Genomic DNA, 17,274 nt, shown 5'->3' on the forward strand with positions numbered 1-17,274 from the left:
TATTTCTAGTTATAGCGTACATTCCATCATCATCATAGCTAATACCATCTATTTCCGGTGTATAAGCCCAACCCATATTCTCCATCAGCATAATGACGTCCGGTTCTGTCCCCTCCTTATGAGAGATGTGCTGAGCATAATAAACAGAGTTAAATTTTAAATTAATAAAGGTAAATAGGCTCATTCCTAAGACTGTAACCAGCCCTAAAAATAGTCCTACAAAAATCCCTAAAATATTGCTTTTTTGCATTGTCATCTTCTCTTTCCTTTTTCTCTAGTTAAACCTACTTTGATAAATTAAATTAAACAGCCACTGAAGATTGATCAAGGGTTTTGTTTGAACCTTCATAATTGGGGAAAAATCTTCCCTAATCTCTCGTTTAATTTGTGATTCATTAACTTTAGTTCTTTTTGCTTCTTCTGAAAAATAACTGACGTGGTCAAATCTAAACGTACTGTCAAAACCGATAGCCATATTATCCTTATCATATAAAAAGCTTCCTAAGCTTTTTGTTAAAAAAGTTTTGCTTTTAGTATTTATAATAGCATTTGTTCCATCATCGTCGTATCGAATACCATCAATCTCCGGCGTATAAATCCATCCCATATTCTCTACCAACATAACGAGATCTGGCTCTGTCCCCACCTTATGAGGGATGTGCTGAGCATAATAAACAGAGTGGTATTTTAAATTAAAAAAAGTAAATAGGCTCATTCCTAAGACTGTATACAGCCCTATAATTAGTCCTACAAAAATCGCCAAAATATTTCTTTTTTGCATCCTTATCTTCTCTTTCTTTTTTATCTCCAATCGAATTTTGACTGGATTAACAATAAACCATTGTACCGTATTTATCATAAGTCTTACAATTTAATGATTTGCAAGTGCTCTAACATTTGTTATGAATAAGAAAAATCAAGTCTTTACAAATTTCTTCAATACTTCTCCTCACTTTGTCAATCAAGCTAAACATGGTATAATAGTTGAGGTTTTGACTGCCTATTCTACAAGGCTAATTAAGGCATCAAAAAGTAAATAACAAGGGCTGAACCCTTGATATGAAAGGAATCTAGAAAATATTATGATGAACATGCAGAACATGATGAAGCAAGCTCAAAAGCTTCAGAAACAAATGGAAAAAAGCCAAGCTGAATTGGCTGCTACAACCTTCACTGGAAAATCAGCACAAGACTTAGTTGTTGCTGAATTAACTGGTGACAAAAAAGTGGTTAACATCACTTTCTCTGATGCTGTCGTGGATCCTGATGATGTGGAAACACTTCAAGATATGACTGTTCAAGCACTTAACAATGCTCTTGGACAAATTGATGAAGCGACTAAAAAATCAATGGGTGCCTTTGCCGGTAAATTGCCATTCTAAAAAAGGAAAAGGAATCTCGCGGTTCCTTTTTTCTATACACTCATTAAACAACTCAGTCATAACATACAAAAGACTTGGACAAGAAATCCAAGTCTTTTTGTGATAGTCATTTAAAAATTTTATTCTTCAACCAAAGCAAGACCTGACTGTGCGTCTTCTTCGTTGGCCAATTTATAGCGATTCTTTTGACCTAAGTAGATGCTCGCTGAATTTAATGAACTTTCTAAAGTAGGGTAATTCACATCTTCGTTCGCTGTTTGGGTAGGTACAGGTCCTGAAATTAATAGCTCATCATCATTCTTGACATAAATCTGGTATTCTCCAACTTCGCTAGTTTGAGCTAAAATCTCATTCAACAAGTCTGGGTCGAGCGTTTGAGCGACGCCATCAACCACTTGATTAGAGTCCTGCTTATGCTCCGACGAATCCACTACTTCAGTGATAACGATGTAATCAGGAGTTTCCTCATCTGAAGTCTTAGATCCTTCAGTTTCTGGCTGTTTTTGTCCAGATGTATCTTGTTTCTTCGTATCTTGAGCTTGCCCATCATGAGTCTTCAATTCCTCATCACTAACGGTTTGAACCTTAGTTTGATTGGCATCTAAATCAAGTTTTGGCGCTTCTTTAACGTCAGCTGAAGCTCCACTGGTACCCATGAATAGAGCTAGAGTCCCCAAAGTAGTAATCAAGCTGATTATTGTTTTGCCGATAAAACCATTATTTTTTTTCTTAATCATAAATCCCTCACTATTTGTTTGGTTAGCTCTAACTGGCTAACAACCGAGTCCAATTTGCTGCTGTAGAAGGTAAAAGGTTGATTGAGCTGTTTGACCAACCCTTCACCCAGATAACAATCTTAGCATGCAAAATCCTTGATTTCAAGTATTTCTTTAATTTTTAAGCATTTTAAATAAATGACAACTTCATGTCTTAAAATTGATGACAATCTATTATCAGATTAGCTTTTTTAAGCTATGCAAATGGTAATTTCTTTAAGTAGTACTTAGGGAAACAATACTTGTTTTTTAGACAGATTCTTCAAAAACCACTTTTGCTGACTCATCTCCCCCAAAATTTTATCGGATAGCAAAATTCTGTCCAAACACTTTAAATGTAACTATAAAATAGAATTCTTGAGTAAGAATGTCGAACTCTCAATACCCTAAAATAAGATTAGAAACTAAAGTCCCTCGATTAGTTCAAAGAAAGTTACAACAAAAGGATTTATAAACAACTTTATAAACCACCTCCCAATAAACAACTCATTCTAAAAATGTACATCCCTCATTTAGATATCACATTTTAAGGTAATCGCAACTTCTTTAAAAATAACTAACACACAAAAAATGATTACCAAAAGGCCCCTATTTCCCAATGAATAAACTAACCCTTATAGAAAATGTATCCTCCAAATTCAAAAAAATGGCGGTATTCTGGATAGATCCGTGCTCGAAACTATGAAAAACTCTTTATTCATCATCGACTCTGACGCAAAAGCAGATTCCCTATGACAACCCTATTATGAAACATTTACCGACCTAAACTCTCCGACAATGATGTAAATTTTGAAAAACAGTAAATCTACTCAGTAAAAGACTAAAAATAACCTAACTTTATAACTATTTCACCAAATTTTCACCTCACTCAAAGCTCATCTAGAATAGTTTTTTCTCATGTGTAAACGCTTCGCTCAAATTTCTGTCACATGTAAGAAAATCTTATCGTCTTTTAAACCTTTTTTTGCTTCAAAACCTAGATATTCCAAGGAAAATCCGTTACAATAGAGTACGGAAAGATAGGTAATTATCAGCATCATTATTTTCGTATGAAAGGGAAATTCATGGCTTATATTCAAATGAAGCATAGCTATAAACGCTATAAAACCGGTGATCTGGAAATTATCGCAAACAACGACGTAAGCTTTGATATTGAAAAAGGGGAGCTTGTCGTCATTCTCGGTGCCTCTGGTGCAGGGAAATCAACCGTTCTTAACATCTTGGGTGGTATGGACACCAATGACGAAGGTCGCGTCATTATTGATGGTAAGGATATCTCTGAATACACAGCTAAAGAACTGACAACATATCGTCGTGAGGACGTTGGCTTTGTGTTCCAATTTTACAACTTAGTTTCAAACCTTACGGCCAGGGAAAACGTCGAACTAGCATCCGAAATCGTTCCAAACGCTAAAGATGCTACTCAAACACTCGTCGAAGTCGGTTTGGGAGACCGTTTAGACAACTTCCCATCACAACTATCTGGTGGGGAGCAACAGCGTGTTGCCATTGCACGCGCCGTTGCCAAAAATCCAAAGATCCTTCTTTGTGATGAACCAACAGGGGCTCTGGATTATCAAACAGGGAAACAAATCCTGACCCTCCTTCAAGAAATGGCTCGCAAACAGGGAACAACTGTTATTATCGTGACCCATAATGCTTCTCTGGCTCCAATTGCCGATCGTGTCATTCGAATGCACGATGCCAAGATTAAGAGTGTGGAACTTAATCCTAATCCACAAAAAATCGAGGACTTGGAATACTAGAAAGGAGCACCGTCATGAAAAAAACAACTTATTGGAAAGATGTTTGGCGAACCTTTGTAGCTTCTAAAGGGCGTATGCTCTCTATTGCCTTGCTTATGGCACTGGGATCCTTTGCCTTGATTGGTCTTAAAGTAACTTCTCCTAATATGAAAAAAACTGGGGAACACTTCTTCAAGACGCATCAAACAGCTGACTTGAGCTTAATCAGCACTTACAGTATCAACCAAACCGATCAGGACCTTCTCAATTCGATTAAGAAAAAGAATGTAGACATCGAGTATGGTTATTTCAAAGATGCTGTCATCAAGGGGAAGAATACGGCATTTCGTATTTTCTCTAAACCTAAGAAAATCTCTACTTACGACCTTATTGAGGGGAAACTTCCTACTAAGGACGGGGAAATCGCTCTTTCCTCAACTTATAAAGAAGAATATAGCGTCGGAGATAAGATTAACTTTTCTGAGCCAGTAGATAGCTCAGGGCAAAAACAGTTAAAGGAACAAACATATACCATTACTGGTTTTGTTAATTCCTCTGAACTTCTCTCTAGGAACCGCCTTGGTAATGCCAGTGCTGGTACGGGGAAACTGGATGGCTATGCCATTGTTCCAGAGACGGACTTCACCTCTAATGATTACATGATTGCCCGCATCCGCTACAAGGATTTAGAAAATGTTAGTCCTTTTAGTGAGGAATACGCAAATAAGATTTCTGAACGAAAGGCTGAACTCAAGGAACTCTTTAAAGACGAACCTGAGAAACGCCTCGCTGAAATCAAGTCACAGTCTCAAGCTCAAATTACTCAAGCTAAACAAGAACTTGAAACAGCACTCGCACAGACCCAGCAAATGGCTACAAGCAACCCAGCCGAAGCCGCTAGCGTCAAAGAAGCTACTACCAAAATTGAAGCCAAGCAAAAAGAACTCGAAGAAAGTCAAGCAATGGTTGATAATTTACCAGCGCCTAGCTATCAATTCTACTCTCGTCGAGAGATTCCGGGTTCTGAGGGATATGTTGCTTATGAAAGTAATATTAACATCATTCACGATGTGAGTAACATCTTCCCTGTCGCTCTCTACTTTATGGCAGCTTTGGTTACCTTTGTAACCATGGGACGCTTTGTTGAAGAGGAACGTGGTAAGGCTGGTATCTTCAACGCCCTAGGCTACAGTAATTCGCGAATTATCCATAAATTCGTCATTTATGGTTTAATAACGAGTATTACTGGTACAACCGCAGGTGTTATTACCGGTCATACACTACTACCGATTCTCATTCACAATACTTATAAGAGCGATTTGCAGCTTCCTGCTTTCGAATTGCACTTCTACCTAGGACTTACTCTTGTGGCCTTCCTTTTAGGTCTCTTATCTGCTGTGCTACCTGCCTTTGCGGTTGCCAAGAAAGAGCTCTGGGAAAAACCTTCCCAACTCCTCCTTCCAAAACCACCTCGTGCAGGAGCTAAGATTGTCCTAGAGCGCATCACACCTCTTTGGAAACGTCTCAGCTTTACGGAAAAAGTTACCATGCGTAATATTTTCCGCTATAAGCAACGGATGTTTATGACCCTCTTTGGTGTCGCAGGTTCTATCGCACTGCTCTTCGCAGGTTTAGGAATTCGATCTTCTGTATCTAACCTTAACCAGCAACAGTTTGAAGACATCATTCACTATGATATGATTGTTGCCAAGCAACCAAATACGTCAAGTGCTTTGGATGAGGAACTCACTAAACTCCTCGATAGCAAGGATGTTAAAGAATACTTGAATGTCCATTTTGAAACCTTGCAAAAAATTGCCGGTAGCAACAAGGACACTCAGGAAATCTCAACCCTTGTCTTTAACGACCGTGACGATAAACTCGTTGATAGTTACGTTAGCTTGCATGACCGAGACCGTAATAAGACTCTCAAGCTATCTAATGACGGAGCTATTATCTCTGAAAAAATGGCAAAACTCCTAAACCTCAAGGTTGGAGATACCATTACTGTGCAAAACAGTCAGGATGAATCTGTCAAGATTAAGATAGCTGGTATCACTGAAATGTACATGGGGCATTTCCTCTTTATGAATGCTAGCTACTACCAAAAAGCTTTTGGAACACCTTCAGTGAATAATGCCAACCTTGTTACTCTCGCTGAACCAACTAAGCAAAATGTTGAAAATATGGCAGCCAAATTCATCAACTTACCTAATGTTTACGGTGTTGTTCAAAACAACAACCTTAAACTGCAGATTAGCACTATGGTCAATTCATTGACACAGGTTATTGGTATCTTGATTACGGTTTCCATTCTCCTTGCTGTGGTTGTTCTCCATAATCTCACTAACATCAACGTTTCAGAACGTATCCACGAACTTTCAACCGTTAAGGTTCTTGGTTTCTACAATAACGAAGTATCCCTCTACATCTATCGTGAAACCATTTACCTTTCAATCATCGGTATCTTCGTTGGGTTCGGTCTTGGACAGGCACTCCACCAATATATGGTAAGCATCATTCCGCCAGATCGTATCATGTTTGATCCATCTATCGGACTGGCTACCTACCTTTTACCAGCTGTTCTTATCGGCATAATCCTTATTATCCTTGGCTTCGTCGTCAACAAACGTCTTGCCAAACTTAATATGCTTGAAGCCCTAAGCTCAGTTGAATAAGCTAAAAACGCCTGAGAAGTAATTCTCAAGCGTTTTTTTGTGTTCGATAACTTATTTTGTTTTAGTCTTAGCCAACTCTAGACAGTAGGACTTCACATGACAATGAGGACAAGTCAGCTTACGAGTCCTAGGTGTATGACCTGCAAGAGCAAATTCTTTAAAACTTGGATCAAAGGTCCTATGACAATTAGGACAGAGGTATTCAAACTGCTTTCTATAGTGAAACATCACTAAATTCATTACTATAATAAAAGCAGGACAGACAACAAACAAACCTCTGGGATCCTTAAAATAATAAATGACAACCAGTAGGCCCATCAGATAAAGAAGGGAGATTAGAACGACACTCCCATACATTCTCAACTGCAAATGACGCCATGATTTTTGATTTTCCATAAGACGTGAAATGTCTGACAAATCTTCCAACGAAAGTTGACGCCACTTAGCAGTTGCTTTTTGCAAGTGACGGGCACGTTTTAGTTTGACCTCTATTTCCTCCGAAGACTTTTCCAAGCTTTCAATTTGGTCTGTCAACAACAGCTCTAAAACCTGCTCCCTATTCTCTTCTTGCAAGAGTTTCTTGATTTGATTAATTGAGAAATCCAAATCTCTTAAGAAACAAATGACTTGTAGGCGTTCCAAGTCTGATTCGTGATAGATTCTCCGACCACCCTCTGTGACTTCAGATGGCGTCAAGATCCCTCGTTGATCATAGTACTGGACAGTCCTAACAGACACTTCTGCTGCTTTAGCCAACTCTCCTGTTGAAAACTGCGACATCTCAGTCACCTCCTTTTAAAATCTTCTATCAAGGGAGGTCTTTCACCACCTTTGATACCTAGATTCTACCTTATAACGCAAGGTAATATGCAAGCTATAACCCTAGAGGATTTTCTTTTCTTACAGAAAAAGTTAGCTATCACTCTTTACAACCTTTACAGCTCTTGTAAAGCTTTAGTCGAAAAGGCCGCCCAAACCTAAAGCCGCAAAAGGATTGTTACTGACTTCTTCCTGTTGCTCCAAAAGTTTGGCATTCTCATCTAATTCGAGAAACTTCTCGTAAATTTGGGCGGTCATCCGAGCATCATCCAAGCTGTTGTGACCATGTCCCTTAATTCCAAAGAAATCTGCCACACTAGTCAACTTAAGGTTAACAATACCGTTCAAATCAGAAGCACGACGGTCAAAGGCCTCATCAAAAACATCTAAAGCATATTGCTCTTCCAAGTCCAAACCATTTTCCGACAAAATAGGCAAGTCCGACTTAAGGGCATTGTAACCGATAAGTGGAGTGTCACCAACAAATGATTTAAAATCCGTCAGAACGGACTCTAGCTTTGGTGCCTTGGCAATCTTGTCCGCTGTAATCCCCGTCAAACCATTGATAAAGGACTGTAAAGGAACGTCCGAATAGACAAAAGAGTCAAACTGATCCACTTCCTCATGCTGATCCATCTTAATGGCCGATACTTGGATAATATGACTAACCCCATCCACCGTGTTAAACTCCAAATCAAAGGCAATATAAGTTTCTAAATTTTCCATTTTATCTCCTATAATAGTTAAAGCTGAGACTGAGTCCCAGCTTCTTTTTTATTTTCCAAATAGACGTCCAAAGAAACTTTTTTTTGAAGCTTCTTCTTGTTTGGTCTGGATTTCTTCCACTTGGGCCTTGGCTTCATCAACCTCAACCTTAGCCTCATCGAGTTCCAGTTTAAGCTCTTCCTTGTCCTTCATCGCAGTCAAGGTCAATTGCTGCTGTTGATCGATTTGCTTATCCTTTTCAGCGATTTGAACGTCTTTGACACGCAATTGATCATCCATGTTAGACAACTGCTCATCCTTAGCCTTCAACTGAGCATAAAGACGGGCAATCTCAGAGTTTTTCTCGTCTACAAGAATCTCTAACAACTCACGTTGTTTTGTTTCTTCATCGATTGGCTCATCGTCAAAGATGGTTTTCTTGTAGATTTCCTCCAACTTAATCAAGCCACTGCGTTTAACGACAGTAACTCCTTTAGCATTTTTTTCTAGATCTTCTTCTGGAAGTTGTTTGACACGATTATTGACTGCTTGACGACTAACGCCAAGGATTTCAGCAATCTCGCTGACTGTCTTTTCAATACTCATAATAGCCTCATTTTCTCTTGAAATGTCTTACTATGAGAATATCACAATCACTCCTTTCTGTCAATTTGACTAGTTATTCTGGATACCTGAAGGGCTCTTTTTAAGTCACTTTTTCCTTTCACTCTTCAAACAATTTACTTGATAGGAAGCTAAGCTTTTGGTAAACTAAGTGTGGGTATAAATGTATATAGAAGGAAAGTCTTTGACTTAAACAATCGGTACTTCCAAATTGGCTTTGGTCGGTATCAGATCTGTTGTATCTAGGAATGGTGGGAACAATTCCACAAGGTTTGGGATTTTCATTCTTGCTCCAATTATGGGTGGCATTCGAGCAACTTTGGTTGCAAAACTGCTTAATATTGAAGCATAAATCACATTATCTTCAACGGTTTGACTGTTGGAGTTTTTTTATTGTCAATCCACTCGCTCACTATAGTCTCATATTGCCATCCGAGATTGAAAAAAGCCCTAAATTGTGCCATAATAAACAAAAGCAAAATAGAAAGAATGAGTCCTATGAAAAACTTCCGTGATGATATTAAGGTCAATGATTTGGCCCAGCCCTTCTTAGAGCCAATCGTTGAACAAATGACCACTGTATTCGACCCTGAGATTGAGCTAGATATTTACAACCTTGGTTTGATTTATGAAATCACCGTCGATGAAAATGGCCACTGCTACTTCCTTATGACCTTTACTGATACTGGGTGTGGCTGTGAAGAGACTATGCCTTATGAAATCGCTGAAAAGCTAAAATCCATTGACGGCATTAACTCTGTCAAGGTGGAAACCACTTATTCACCAGTCTGGAAGATGACACGTATTAGTCGTTATGGACGTATTGCCCTTGGTATCTCACCTCGAGGCGGAAAATAAAAGGAAAACCGATTGGACATTTCCAACCGGTTTTTTATATTGAGCTAACAGCAGATAGACGATCACTTGTCATAATGCTGCCATCAACCGTCTCAGGACTTAACATCAAAAAATCACATCGCACATATGTCCGGTGTGATTTCTTTTATATTAGTAAATTAGGCTTTACCTGATTTATCCATGTTCCAAAAGTCGGTAACTGCACCACGAGATGCTGAAGAAACGATGTGAGCATACTTACCGAGGACACCACGGCTATAAAGTGGTGGCAACTCAGTTTTAGCTTTACGTTTCGCCAACTCTTCGTCTGAAACGTGCATAGTAATTTCTTTGGTATCTTGGTCAACTGTAACCATATCACCTGTACGGAGGTAGGCAATAGGTCCACCAACCTGAGCTTCAGGAGCAATGTGACCAACAACGAGTCCGTAAGTACCGCCTGAGAAACGTCCGTCTGTCAAGAGGGCAACCTTGTCCCCTTGCCCCTTACCAACAATCATTGATGACAATGACAACATTTCTGGCATACCAGGACCACCCTTAGGACCTACAAAACGTACAACAACTACGTCGCCATCAACGATTTCATCAGAAAGAACGGCTTCGATGGCATCTTCTTCTGAGTCAAATACTTTAGCAGGACCAGTAATGTTACGAACTTTAACCCCTGATACTTTGGCAACCGCACCTTCTGGAGCCAAGTTACCTTTCAAGATAATCAATGGACCATCAGCACGTTTAGGATTTTCAAGCGGCATGATGACTTTTTGACCTGGTGTCAAATCATCGAAGGCCTCCAAGTTTTCTGCAACAGTCTTACCAGTACATGTGATACGATCACCGTGAAGGAAACCATTCTTAAGAAGGTATTTCATAACGGCTGGCACACCACCGACGTTGTAAAGGTCTTGGAAGACATATTGACCTGAAGGTTTCAAGTCAGCCAAGTGAGGTACACGCTCTTGGAAATCGTTGAAATCTTCAAGTGTCAAATCAACATTAGCAGCGTGAGCAATAGCGAGCAAGTGAAGTGTCGCATTGGTTGAACCACCAAGTGCCATTGTGACAGTGATGGCATCTTCAAAGGCTTCACGTGTCAAGATATCTGATGGTTTAAGACCTAGTTCAAGCATCTTAACAACTGCACGACCTGCTTCTTCGATATCTGCTTTTTTCTCAGCTGATTCTGCAGGGTGAGATGATGATCCTGGAAGACTCATCCCCATTACTTCGATGGCTGTCGCCATTGTGTTGGCAGTATACATACCACCACAACCACCAGGGCCAGGGCAGGCATTACATTCAAGTTCTTTAACCTCTTCAGCGGTCATATCACCGTGGTTCCATTTACCGATACCTTCGAAAACAGAAACCAAGTCGATATCCTTACCGTTAAGATTACCTGGTGCAATGGTACCACCATAGGCAAAAATCGCTGGAATATCCATGTTAGCAATGGCAATCATAGAACCAGGCATGTTCTTATCACAACCACCGATTGCAACAAAGGCATCGACGTTGTGACCACCCATAGCTGCTTCGATTGAGTCAGCAATGATATCACGAGATGTCAATGAGAAACGCATCCCTGGTGTCCCCATGGCAATACCATCAGCAACGGTAATCGTACCAAATTGAACTGGCCAAGCACCCGCGTCTTTAACACCCTCTTTGGCAATTTGACCAAAACCGTGCAAGTGGATATTACATGGTGTGTTCTCAGCCCAAGTTGAGATAACCCCAACAATAGGCTTTTCAAAACTATCATCCGTCATCCCAGTCGCACGAAGCATAGCACGGTTAGGTGATTTAACCATGCTATCGTAGACAGATGATCGGTGTTTCATGTTATTTTCAGACACGATATTTTCCTCCATAGTTAATAACTATTCTAATTTAAACTTCTACTCCTATTCTAACATAAATTGTCTAAAAAAACTGACCATTTACCAACTATTCTCCCTTTTTAAATTATGCTAAAATAAAGGCATGAAACATTTTGATACTATCGTTATTGGTGGGGGGCCTGCTGGCATGATGGCGACCATTGCCTCAGCCTTCTATGGCCAACAAACTCTCCTAATTGAAAAAAACAAACGTCTCGGAAAGAAGCTGGCTGGTACTGGTGGTGGACGTTGTAATGTTACTAACAACGGGACTTTAGACGACCTTCTAGCAGGCATTCCTGGTAATGGACGTTTCCTCTATAGCGTCTTTTCACAATTTGATAACCACGATATCATTGATTTTTTCGAGGACAATGGTGTCAAACTCAAGGTTGAGGATCACGGACGTGTCTTCCCTAAGACAGATAAATCACGGACCATCATTCAAGCTCTGGAAAATAAAATTCAGGAACTGGGTGCTAGTATCCTTACCAATACAGAAGTTGTCTCCGTCAAAAAAGTTGATGAGCAATTCCAAGTTAAGTCTTCAGACCAGACTTTTACCAGTGATAAACTCATCGTCACAACTGGAGGAAAATCTTACCCATCGACTGGTTCAACTGGTTTTGGACACGATATTGCCCGCCATTTTAAGCTCCATGTCACTGATCTTGAAGCTGCGGAAAGTCCACTCTTAACCGACTTTCCCCACAAGGCTTTACAGGGGATTTCTCTTGACGATGTTACTCTGTCCTATGGCAAACACAAAATTACCCATGATCTTCTCTTCACCCATTTTGGCCTATCTGGACCAGCTGCCCTACGTCTTTCCAGCTTTGTTAAGGGTGGTGAGATCGCTCATCTGGACTTTCTTCCTAACCAAAGCCAAGAAAATCTCAAGACTTACTTTGAGGAAAACCGTGAGAAATCTGTCAAAAACACCCTCAAAGCGCTTGTGCCTGAGCGTGTCGCTGAATTCCTAGCAGAAGATAAGGCTGATAGCAAGGTTAAACAACTGCACCCCAAAGACTTGGAAAGCATTATTAGTCAGCTTAAGGACATGGAAATTCCAATCACAGGTAAAATGTCACTTGCCAAATCCTTTGTGACTAAAGGCGGCGTTGACCTTAAGGAAATTAATCCCAAGACCCTAGAAAGTAAAAAAGTCCCTCACCTACACTTTGCAGGAGAGGTCCTTGACATCAATGCCCATACCGGCGGTTTTAACATCACTAGCGCCCTCTGTACTGGTTGGGTCGCAGGCATTCAGAGCCCTTGGGACTAGGTAGTTTTTTCAAATAAGGACAACAAAAAGGTCCCTTCTGTCATAGAAGGGATTTTTTGTCTATTTCTCAAAGGAGAGGAGGGGATTCGAACCCCCGAGCCCCGTTAAGGACTACACGCTTTCCAAGCGTGCGCACTCGGCCTCTATGCGACCTCTCCACAACAAACGATTAGCCATTAATAGACTAATCGTTATTTTTAATCAAGTTTTCAAGAGTTAATCTTTAAACTGGGCCTCTACTCGGTAGATGACTTGACCTTTTTCCGAGAACTTACGCTCGTATTCAGTCATGACGTTGCCTTCATAATCACTGGCATGAAGGTCCAACCAAACTTTGTTGAGAACCATTCCATACTGTGAAAAGCTCGCCAAACTGTATTCGAAAAGTCCACGATTGTCTGTCTTAAAGTGAATCTCTCCATTTTCAGGCAAAATTTGCTTATAAGTATCTAGGAAAGTTTTGTAAGTCAAACGACGTTTCTCGTGGCGACTCTTAGGCCATGGATCTGAGAAATTCAAATACATCATATCCACTTCGCCATCTTCAAAATAATTGGTCAAGGCTGAACCATCCACGCGCAAGAGTTTGACATTTTCAGCACCCAAAGCTAAAACCTTATCCAAGGCGTAGCTCAATACAGACAGCTGAATATCAATACCAATGTAGTTGATGTCAGGGTTTTGTTGGGCCATACCAGTAATGAAGGCCCCTTTACCAGATCCTACCTCGATATGGATAGGATTGTCATTACCAAAAAGCTCATGCCACTTACCTTTAGCAGCCTCCGGCTCAAGGATAACGTACTGAGGATGGTTAGCTAGGTGTTCCTCTGCACCTTTACGTTTTCTAACTCGCATGTCTACTTTCTAATATCTGTGCAAGGTCTCTCTGAATTTACGAAGTTCATAAATTTCTCGGTTGGCATGTTCCATATCACGACTATCAAAGAATTTTGAAATCTGTGTCAAATATGAAAACTGCCCATACCAGTAAATCTTGTCCATCACAAGGTCATTGTTCTTATAGCCATAGTATGACAACCACTGGGGCCAATGTGCCAATGGAATGTAATGGCTGAGGATTTGTGCCACATCATACATACGATCTGTTAGACGTACAGAATCCCAATCAACCAAATAAATCAATCCTGAGGTTGTGATGACAAAGTTACTATGACGAGCATCTCCGTGAACAATTGTTGCAATCTCCGCACGAAACTCTGGAAGATGACGTTTCAAATCTCTAACAACGTCTTGAAGGAAGCCATTTTCACGCAATTGATAAGCGGCATTTTCTTCCCACTCGTGTAGAAGATCAAAAGGATTTTCAATATGATAATCCAACTGCAAAAGTTGATTAACCAAGTGTTTAGAGCGGTGCAAATTACCAAGAATTTGGATAATCTGTTTACTGTTCATGTCATGTTTGGTCAAAATACGACCATCAAGCCACTCCTGTGCACTCATCATGTCACCATTTCCCAGACGCTTAGCCCACAAGAGCTGTGGTGCAATCTGTTCCTTGGCAAGAGCTGCCAAGATTGGTGTTGTATTCATCTTCACAAAGACGCGATCTCCGTTTGGGTAAGTTCCCATATAGGCCTTACCACTATTTCCTTTGAGAGGAGTCAGGCTCAAATCTTTATCTGTTGATGTCACCTAGGCATCTCCTTTTTCTTTAGTCATTCGTTTCTATTTTAACTTATTTAATAGGTGTTAGTCAATCATCTTCTTAAGCTTGGCTGGTAGGTAAACAAGGCTCAAAACTAGCATAATTCCAACCAAAATCAGGCTAAATTTAAGGTCGAAGAGACAAATAGCCTGTACCAGAGTCAACACAAGTACAATCTGTGTAATCAAGCGCTTAAGATTGCTCACCTGCATGTCTTTTCCAACTGGCATAAGGTTAGCCATTCTCTGATAAGCAAAGTGCGATTTAAGCGCTGTGAGCTGGAAGAGCAAAAGGTAGTCAAAAACAACCACAAGCACCATAGCCAGCCATTTTTCAGGAACCAAAAAGATGACTAAAAGCGTTAGGGCAAAAAGGCGTAGGCTAAGGGCAAAGTAATCTCCAGAACGCAAGAAGGCTCTTAGGTAAAGATTATACCAGGTATTTTCCTTGTCTTTCTTTGTACGTTTGAGAATACCATCCAAATAGGCATGACGTTTAACACTCGACGTAATCCCTTTAACATTGGTAAAGAGTGAAAAGAACTTCAAGATCGATTGTTGACGCTTATTTTCTCCTGCAATAGCCTCAGTCCAATTCAGTCCAGACTGCTTATAAAAAGGTTGAGCCTTTTTCTGGAAAATAACATACTTAAGAATAGCCATAGCCACAGCTACAAGGATAACTCCCCAAACTGGCAGCCCCAAGGCTAAAAAGAGGGGAATAACCAAAATAAAAATCAGGGTTTGTACTATTAACCAAAATCTAAAAGCACGTCCTGTTGCCTTCTTAACATGGTCTAGTACCTCTTCTTCCTTAACCAAAAGGTAGTGCTTGTCCGCAGGTTCTAGATAAGTCGCAATATTCCCCCAGAAAGGTATTAACAGACAAAGCACAAGCAAGCCAAGAATGATTGCCCACGGATTTTTTGGAAAATGCTTCAGCAACTGGCTATACTGAACTAAGACAAAGCCTAGCAGAAAGAGAAGAACCAAGATAAAGTGATCATTAAAGACGTAGCGGCTATACTTAGCACAGCGGGCATTGAATCGCTTGCTACGCTCCTTAAATAGCTTAGCTATCATGACAATTCTCCCTTAGTTAGCTGCATGTAGATATCGTTAAGACTAGCACTCTCATCGCCAAAAGTCTGACGTAGCTCCTCGAGAGTCCCCTGTGCTAAGACCTGTCCATGGTGCAAAATCACAAAGCGATCACACATCTTTTCAGCTGAATCCAAAACGTGGGTAGACATGAGAATCGCCTTGCCCTTAGCTTTTTCCTCAGCTAAAAGCTCAATTAGGTCGGAGATTGCCAAGGGATCCAAACCCAAGAAGGGTTCATCAACAATGAAAAGACTGGGGTTAACAATAAAGGCACAGATAATCATAACCTTCTGCTTCATTCCCTTTGAAAACTGAGTCGGGAACCAGTCCAATTTTTCATCTAATCGAAAGAGTTTGAGGTACTTGTCCGCACGTGCCATCCCCTCAGTCACATCAAGACCATAGGCCATCAACACCGTTTCCAAATGTTCACGAAGCGTCAACTCTTCATAGAGACTTGGCGTTTCAGGAATATAGCCAATCTTCTGACGATAGCTAGCTGAATCTTGTTGAATAGTTAACCCATCAATGGCAATCTGTCCCCCATAAGGTGTTAAGAGACCAATAATCTCGTTAATTGTTGTTGATTTCCCAGCACCATTAAGACCAATGAGACCAACCAATTCACCATCAGCCACCTCAAAAGTCACATCTTTTAGGACGGGAATATTAGCGTAACCACCCGTCACCTTTTCTAATTTAAGCATTATCTTTTCTCTCTTTGGTATGATATAATCTATTATAACAAAAACTCATGGAAAGGTCGTTATTATGGATAATTGTATTTTCTGTAAAATTATATCTGGAGAAATCCCTTCATCAAAAGTCTACGAGGACGACAAGGTTCTAGCCTTCCTCGATATTTCACAAGCTACAAAAGGACATACCTTGGTTATTCCTAAAGAGCACGTTCGTAACATCTTAGAAATGTCTGCTGAGACTGCTGAGACTGTCTTTAGCCGTGTTCCAAAAATTGCTCGTGCCGTGCAAAAAGCAACTAGAGCAATCGGCATGAATATCCTTAATAACAACGAAGAAGTTGCTGGACAAACCGTCTTCCACGCTCATATTCATCTCGTTCCTCGTTACGGTGCAGACGATGGTATCCACATGGGATTTGACGAACACGAACCAGACTTCGCTGCCCTGGCTGACCTTGCTGACAGCATCGCTAAAGAGGTAACAGAATGAAAATTGGACGCTTTCTAGCTCTTGGAGCCCTCGCCTACGGTGCCTACTACGCCTATAAACGACGTGAAGACATCAAAGAGGAAATCCTAGACCTCAACCAATCACGAGAAAATATCTCTCACGATCTGGACAATATCAAACGCAACCTTGACATCATCAAGGAACAAAACCTTGTTCTCGCTGACATCAAACAAGACCTTAACTATAAAACACGCGTCTTCAAGAAAAACCTCGAACCCCGACTCAACATCATCCAAGAACGCTTGAAAAAATATCAAAGTGACGATAAAGATTAAAGGTAAGTAGTTTGTGCTACTTACCTTTTTTATCAATGATGAAAACTTATAAAAAGTTTATGGATAGTGTAATAGTCACTCAATGTTCCTTTTTTTCACAACAGAAAGTACCATTCAATAATAAAAGGCACCACTAATCAGATTAAAGAGAACACTACTAAACCCATTTTCATATAATTACTATTTCTTTTTAAAGCATTATAATAGAACGTGTTGCTGATTTCGTTAAGCCTTGATTTTTAGGATGTGTCCTT

At 40.2% G+C, this 17,274-nt stretch carries 17 protein-coding genes, 1 tRNA gene and 1 pseudogene; 7 read left to right on the forward strand and 12 right to left on the reverse strand.

Going from position 1 to position 17,274, the window contains the following annotated elements:
* A pseudogene (locus HMPREF2607_RS04540) lies at window positions 1-250 on the reverse strand (hypothetical protein); the annotation flags it as partial.
* A 24-nt stretch (window positions 251-274) separates the two neighbouring features.
* Entirely contained in the window at window positions 275-781 is a 507-nt protein-coding gene (locus tag HMPREF2607_RS04545) for a hypothetical protein (protein ID WP_048790366.1), read from the reverse strand.
* A gap of 301 nt (window positions 782-1,082) precedes the next feature.
* On the opposite strand from HMPREF2607_RS04545, the gene HMPREF2607_RS04550 reads away from it, so the two are divergent.
* Entirely contained in the window at window positions 1,083-1,382 is a 300-nt protein-coding gene (locus tag HMPREF2607_RS04550; protein ID WP_038676628.1) for a YbaB/EbfC family nucleoid-associated protein, read from the forward strand.
* A gap of 119 nt (window positions 1,383-1,501) precedes the next feature.
* On the opposite strand, the gene HMPREF2607_RS04555 is transcribed toward HMPREF2607_RS04550, so the two are convergent.
* Window positions 1,502-2,119, reverse strand: coding sequence for a hypothetical protein (locus HMPREF2607_RS04555; RefSeq protein WP_070476115.1), 618 nt, complete (start codon window positions 2,117-2,119; stop codon window positions 1,502-1,504).
* A gap of 1,103 nt (window positions 2,120-3,222) precedes the next feature.
* Between HMPREF2607_RS04555 and HMPREF2607_RS04560 the strand changes: the two genes are divergently transcribed.
* On the forward strand, window positions 3,223-3,924 hold the full coding sequence (locus HMPREF2607_RS04560) for an ABC transporter ATP-binding protein (RefSeq protein WP_002884692.1): 702 nt from the start codon (window positions 3,223-3,225) through the stop codon (window positions 3,922-3,924).
* Window positions 3,925-3,938: 14 nt separating this feature from the next.
* The gene (locus HMPREF2607_RS04565; protein ID WP_014634928.1) at window positions 3,939-6,581 is read left to right on the forward strand and encodes an FtsX-like permease family protein; all 2,643 of its coding nucleotides are present in this window, start codon (window positions 3,939-3,941) and stop codon (window positions 6,579-6,581) included.
* A gap of 51 nt (window positions 6,582-6,632) precedes the next feature.
* Here HMPREF2607_RS04565 and HMPREF2607_RS04570 read toward each other — a convergent pair whose 3' ends face one another.
* The 3 genes from HMPREF2607_RS04570 to HMPREF2607_RS04580 form a co-directional block, all read right to left on the reverse strand.
* Entirely contained in the window at window positions 6,633-7,361 is a 729-nt protein-coding gene (locus HMPREF2607_RS04570) for a MerR family transcriptional regulator (RefSeq protein WP_014634929.1), read from the reverse strand.
* A gap of 174 nt (window positions 7,362-7,535) precedes the next feature.
* Complete coding sequence (locus HMPREF2607_RS04575) at window positions 7,536-8,126, reverse strand: 3'-5' exonuclease (RefSeq protein WP_014634930.1); 591 nt, start codon at window positions 8,124-8,126, stop codon at window positions 7,536-7,538.
* 48 nt (window positions 8,127-8,174) lie between these two features.
* Window positions 8,175-8,711 (reverse strand): DUF536 domain-containing protein, encoded by a 537-nt coding sequence (locus HMPREF2607_RS04580; protein WP_014634931.1) that lies wholly within the window; start codon window positions 8,709-8,711, stop codon window positions 8,175-8,177.
* Window positions 8,712-9,227: 516 nt separating this feature from the next.
* Here HMPREF2607_RS04580 and HMPREF2607_RS04585 point away from each other — a divergent pair.
* Window positions 9,228-9,587 (forward strand): metal-sulfur cluster assembly factor, encoded by a 360-nt coding sequence (locus HMPREF2607_RS04585; RefSeq protein ID WP_037598415.1) that lies wholly within the window; start codon window positions 9,228-9,230, stop codon window positions 9,585-9,587.
* A 158-nt stretch (window positions 9,588-9,745) separates the two neighbouring features.
* On the opposite strand, the gene ilvD is transcribed toward HMPREF2607_RS04585, so the two are convergent.
* Complete coding sequence (gene ilvD, locus HMPREF2607_RS04590; RefSeq protein WP_021143714.1) at window positions 9,746-11,464, reverse strand: dihydroxy-acid dehydratase; 1,719 nt, start codon at window positions 11,462-11,464, stop codon at window positions 9,746-9,748.
* A gap of 112 nt (window positions 11,465-11,576) precedes the next feature.
* On the opposite strand from ilvD, the gene HMPREF2607_RS04595 reads away from it, so the two are divergent.
* A complete protein-coding gene (locus HMPREF2607_RS04595) occupies window positions 11,577-12,758 on the forward strand; it encodes an aminoacetone oxidase (protein WP_048790353.1) in 1,182 nt (393 codons plus the stop codon).
* Between the two features lie 71 nt (window positions 12,759-12,829).
* On the opposite strand, the gene HMPREF2607_RS04600 is transcribed toward HMPREF2607_RS04595, so the two are convergent.
* The 5 genes from HMPREF2607_RS04600 to HMPREF2607_RS04620 form a co-directional block, all read right to left on the reverse strand.
* Window positions 12,830-12,916 (reverse strand) — tRNA-Ser (locus HMPREF2607_RS04600).
* A 58-nt stretch (window positions 12,917-12,974) separates the two neighbouring features.
* Window positions 12,975-13,616: a tRNA (guanosine(46)-N7)-methyltransferase TrmB gene (gene trmB / locus HMPREF2607_RS04605; RefSeq protein ID WP_070476118.1), complete on the reverse strand. Its 642-nt coding sequence runs from the start codon at window positions 13,614-13,616 to the stop codon at window positions 12,975-12,977.
* Window positions 13,617-13,625: 9 nt separating this feature from the next.
* Entirely contained in the window at window positions 13,626-14,417 is a 792-nt protein-coding gene (ccrZ, locus tag HMPREF2607_RS04610; RefSeq protein ID WP_002884270.1) for a cell cycle regulator CcrZ, read from the reverse strand.
* Window positions 14,418-14,474: 57 nt separating this feature from the next.
* Window positions 14,475-15,512 (reverse strand): ABC transporter permease, encoded by a 1,038-nt coding sequence (locus tag HMPREF2607_RS04615; RefSeq protein ID WP_070476121.1) that lies wholly within the window; start codon window positions 15,510-15,512, stop codon window positions 14,475-14,477.
* Window positions 15,509-16,240 carry an ABC transporter ATP-binding protein gene (locus HMPREF2607_RS04620; RefSeq protein WP_002884531.1) on the reverse strand — a complete coding sequence of 244 codons (732 nt, stop codon included), beginning with the start codon at window positions 16,238-16,240 and terminating at the stop codon, window positions 15,509-15,511. Before HMPREF2607_RS04620 ends, HMPREF2607_RS04615 begins: the two co-directional genes overlap by 4 nt.
* A gap of 64 nt (window positions 16,241-16,304) precedes the next feature.
* Here HMPREF2607_RS04620 and HMPREF2607_RS04625 point away from each other — a divergent pair, with 64 nt between their 5' ends.
* On the forward strand, window positions 16,305-16,724 hold the full coding sequence (locus tag HMPREF2607_RS04625; protein ID WP_037599159.1) for an HIT family protein: 420 nt from the start codon (window positions 16,305-16,307) through the stop codon (window positions 16,722-16,724).
* Window positions 16,721-17,020, forward strand: a complete 300-nt coding sequence (locus HMPREF2607_RS04630; protein WP_070476124.1) for a hypothetical protein — start codon at window positions 16,721-16,723, stop codon at window positions 17,018-17,020. The genes HMPREF2607_RS04625 and HMPREF2607_RS04630 overlap by 4 nt, the downstream gene beginning before the upstream one ends.
* The last annotated feature ends 254 nt before the right edge of the window (window positions 17,021-17,274 follow it).

This window comes from Streptococcus sp. HMSC078H03, from assembly GCF_001808655.1.
Taxonomy (GTDB): Bacteria; Bacillota; Bacilli; order Lactobacillales; family Streptococcaceae; genus Streptococcus; species Streptococcus salivarius_G.

Excerpts from the sequence above, each read along its gene's own strand:
- HMPREF2607_RS04575 (WP_014634930.1), bottom strand. The coding sequence starts at position 8,126 with ATGGAAAATTTAGAAACTTATATTGCCTTTGATTTGGAGTTTAACACG.
- HMPREF2607_RS04570 (WP_014634929.1), bottom strand. The coding sequence starts at position 7,361 with ATGTCGCAGTTTTCAACAGGAGAGTTGGCTAAAGCAGCAGAAGTGTCT.
- HMPREF2607_RS04565 (WP_014634928.1), top strand. The coding sequence starts at position 3,939 with ATGAAAAAAACAACTTATTGGAAAGATGTTTGGCGAACCTTTGTAGCT.
- HMPREF2607_RS04585 (WP_037598415.1), top strand. The coding sequence starts at position 9,228 with ATGAAAAACTTCCGTGATGATATTAAGGTCAATGATTTGGCCCAGCCC.
- HMPREF2607_RS04630 (WP_070476124.1), top strand. The coding sequence starts at position 16,721 with ATGAAAATTGGACGCTTTCTAGCTCTTGGAGCCCTCGCCTACGGTGCC.
- HMPREF2607_RS04560 (WP_002884692.1), top strand. The coding sequence starts at position 3,223 with ATGGCTTATATTCAAATGAAGCATAGCTATAAACGCTATAAAACCGGT.
- HMPREF2607_RS04625 (WP_037599159.1), top strand. The coding sequence starts at position 16,305 with ATGGATAATTGTATTTTCTGTAAAATTATATCTGGAGAAATCCCTTCA.
- HMPREF2607_RS04545 (WP_048790366.1), bottom strand. The coding sequence starts at position 781 with ATGCAAAAAAGAAATATTTTGGCGATTTTTGTAGGACTAATTATAGGG.
- HMPREF2607_RS04620 (WP_002884531.1), bottom strand. The coding sequence starts at position 16,240 with ATGCTTAAATTAGAAAAGGTGACGGGTGGTTACGCTAATATTCCCGTC.
- trmB (WP_070476118.1), bottom strand. The coding sequence starts at position 13,616 with ATGCGAGTTAGAAAACGTAAAGGTGCAGAGGAACACCTAGCTAACCAT.
- HMPREF2607_RS04595 (WP_048790353.1), top strand. The coding sequence starts at position 11,577 with ATGAAACATTTTGATACTATCGTTATTGGTGGGGGGCCTGCTGGCATG.
- ilvD (WP_021143714.1), bottom strand. The coding sequence starts at position 11,464 with ATGGAGGAAAATATCGTGTCTGAAAATAACATGAAACACCGATCATCT.
- HMPREF2607_RS04550 (WP_038676628.1), top strand. The coding sequence starts at position 1,083 with ATGATGAACATGCAGAACATGATGAAGCAAGCTCAAAAGCTTCAGAAA.
- HMPREF2607_RS04580 (WP_014634931.1), bottom strand. The coding sequence starts at position 8,711 with ATGAGTATTGAAAAGACAGTCAGCGAGATTGCTGAAATCCTTGGCGTT.
- HMPREF2607_RS04555 (WP_070476115.1), bottom strand. The coding sequence starts at position 2,119 with ATGATTAAGAAAAAAAATAATGGTTTTATCGGCAAAACAATAATCAGC.
- HMPREF2607_RS04615 (WP_070476121.1), bottom strand. The coding sequence starts at position 15,512 with ATGATAGCTAAGCTATTTAAGGAGCGTAGCAAGCGATTCAATGCCCGC.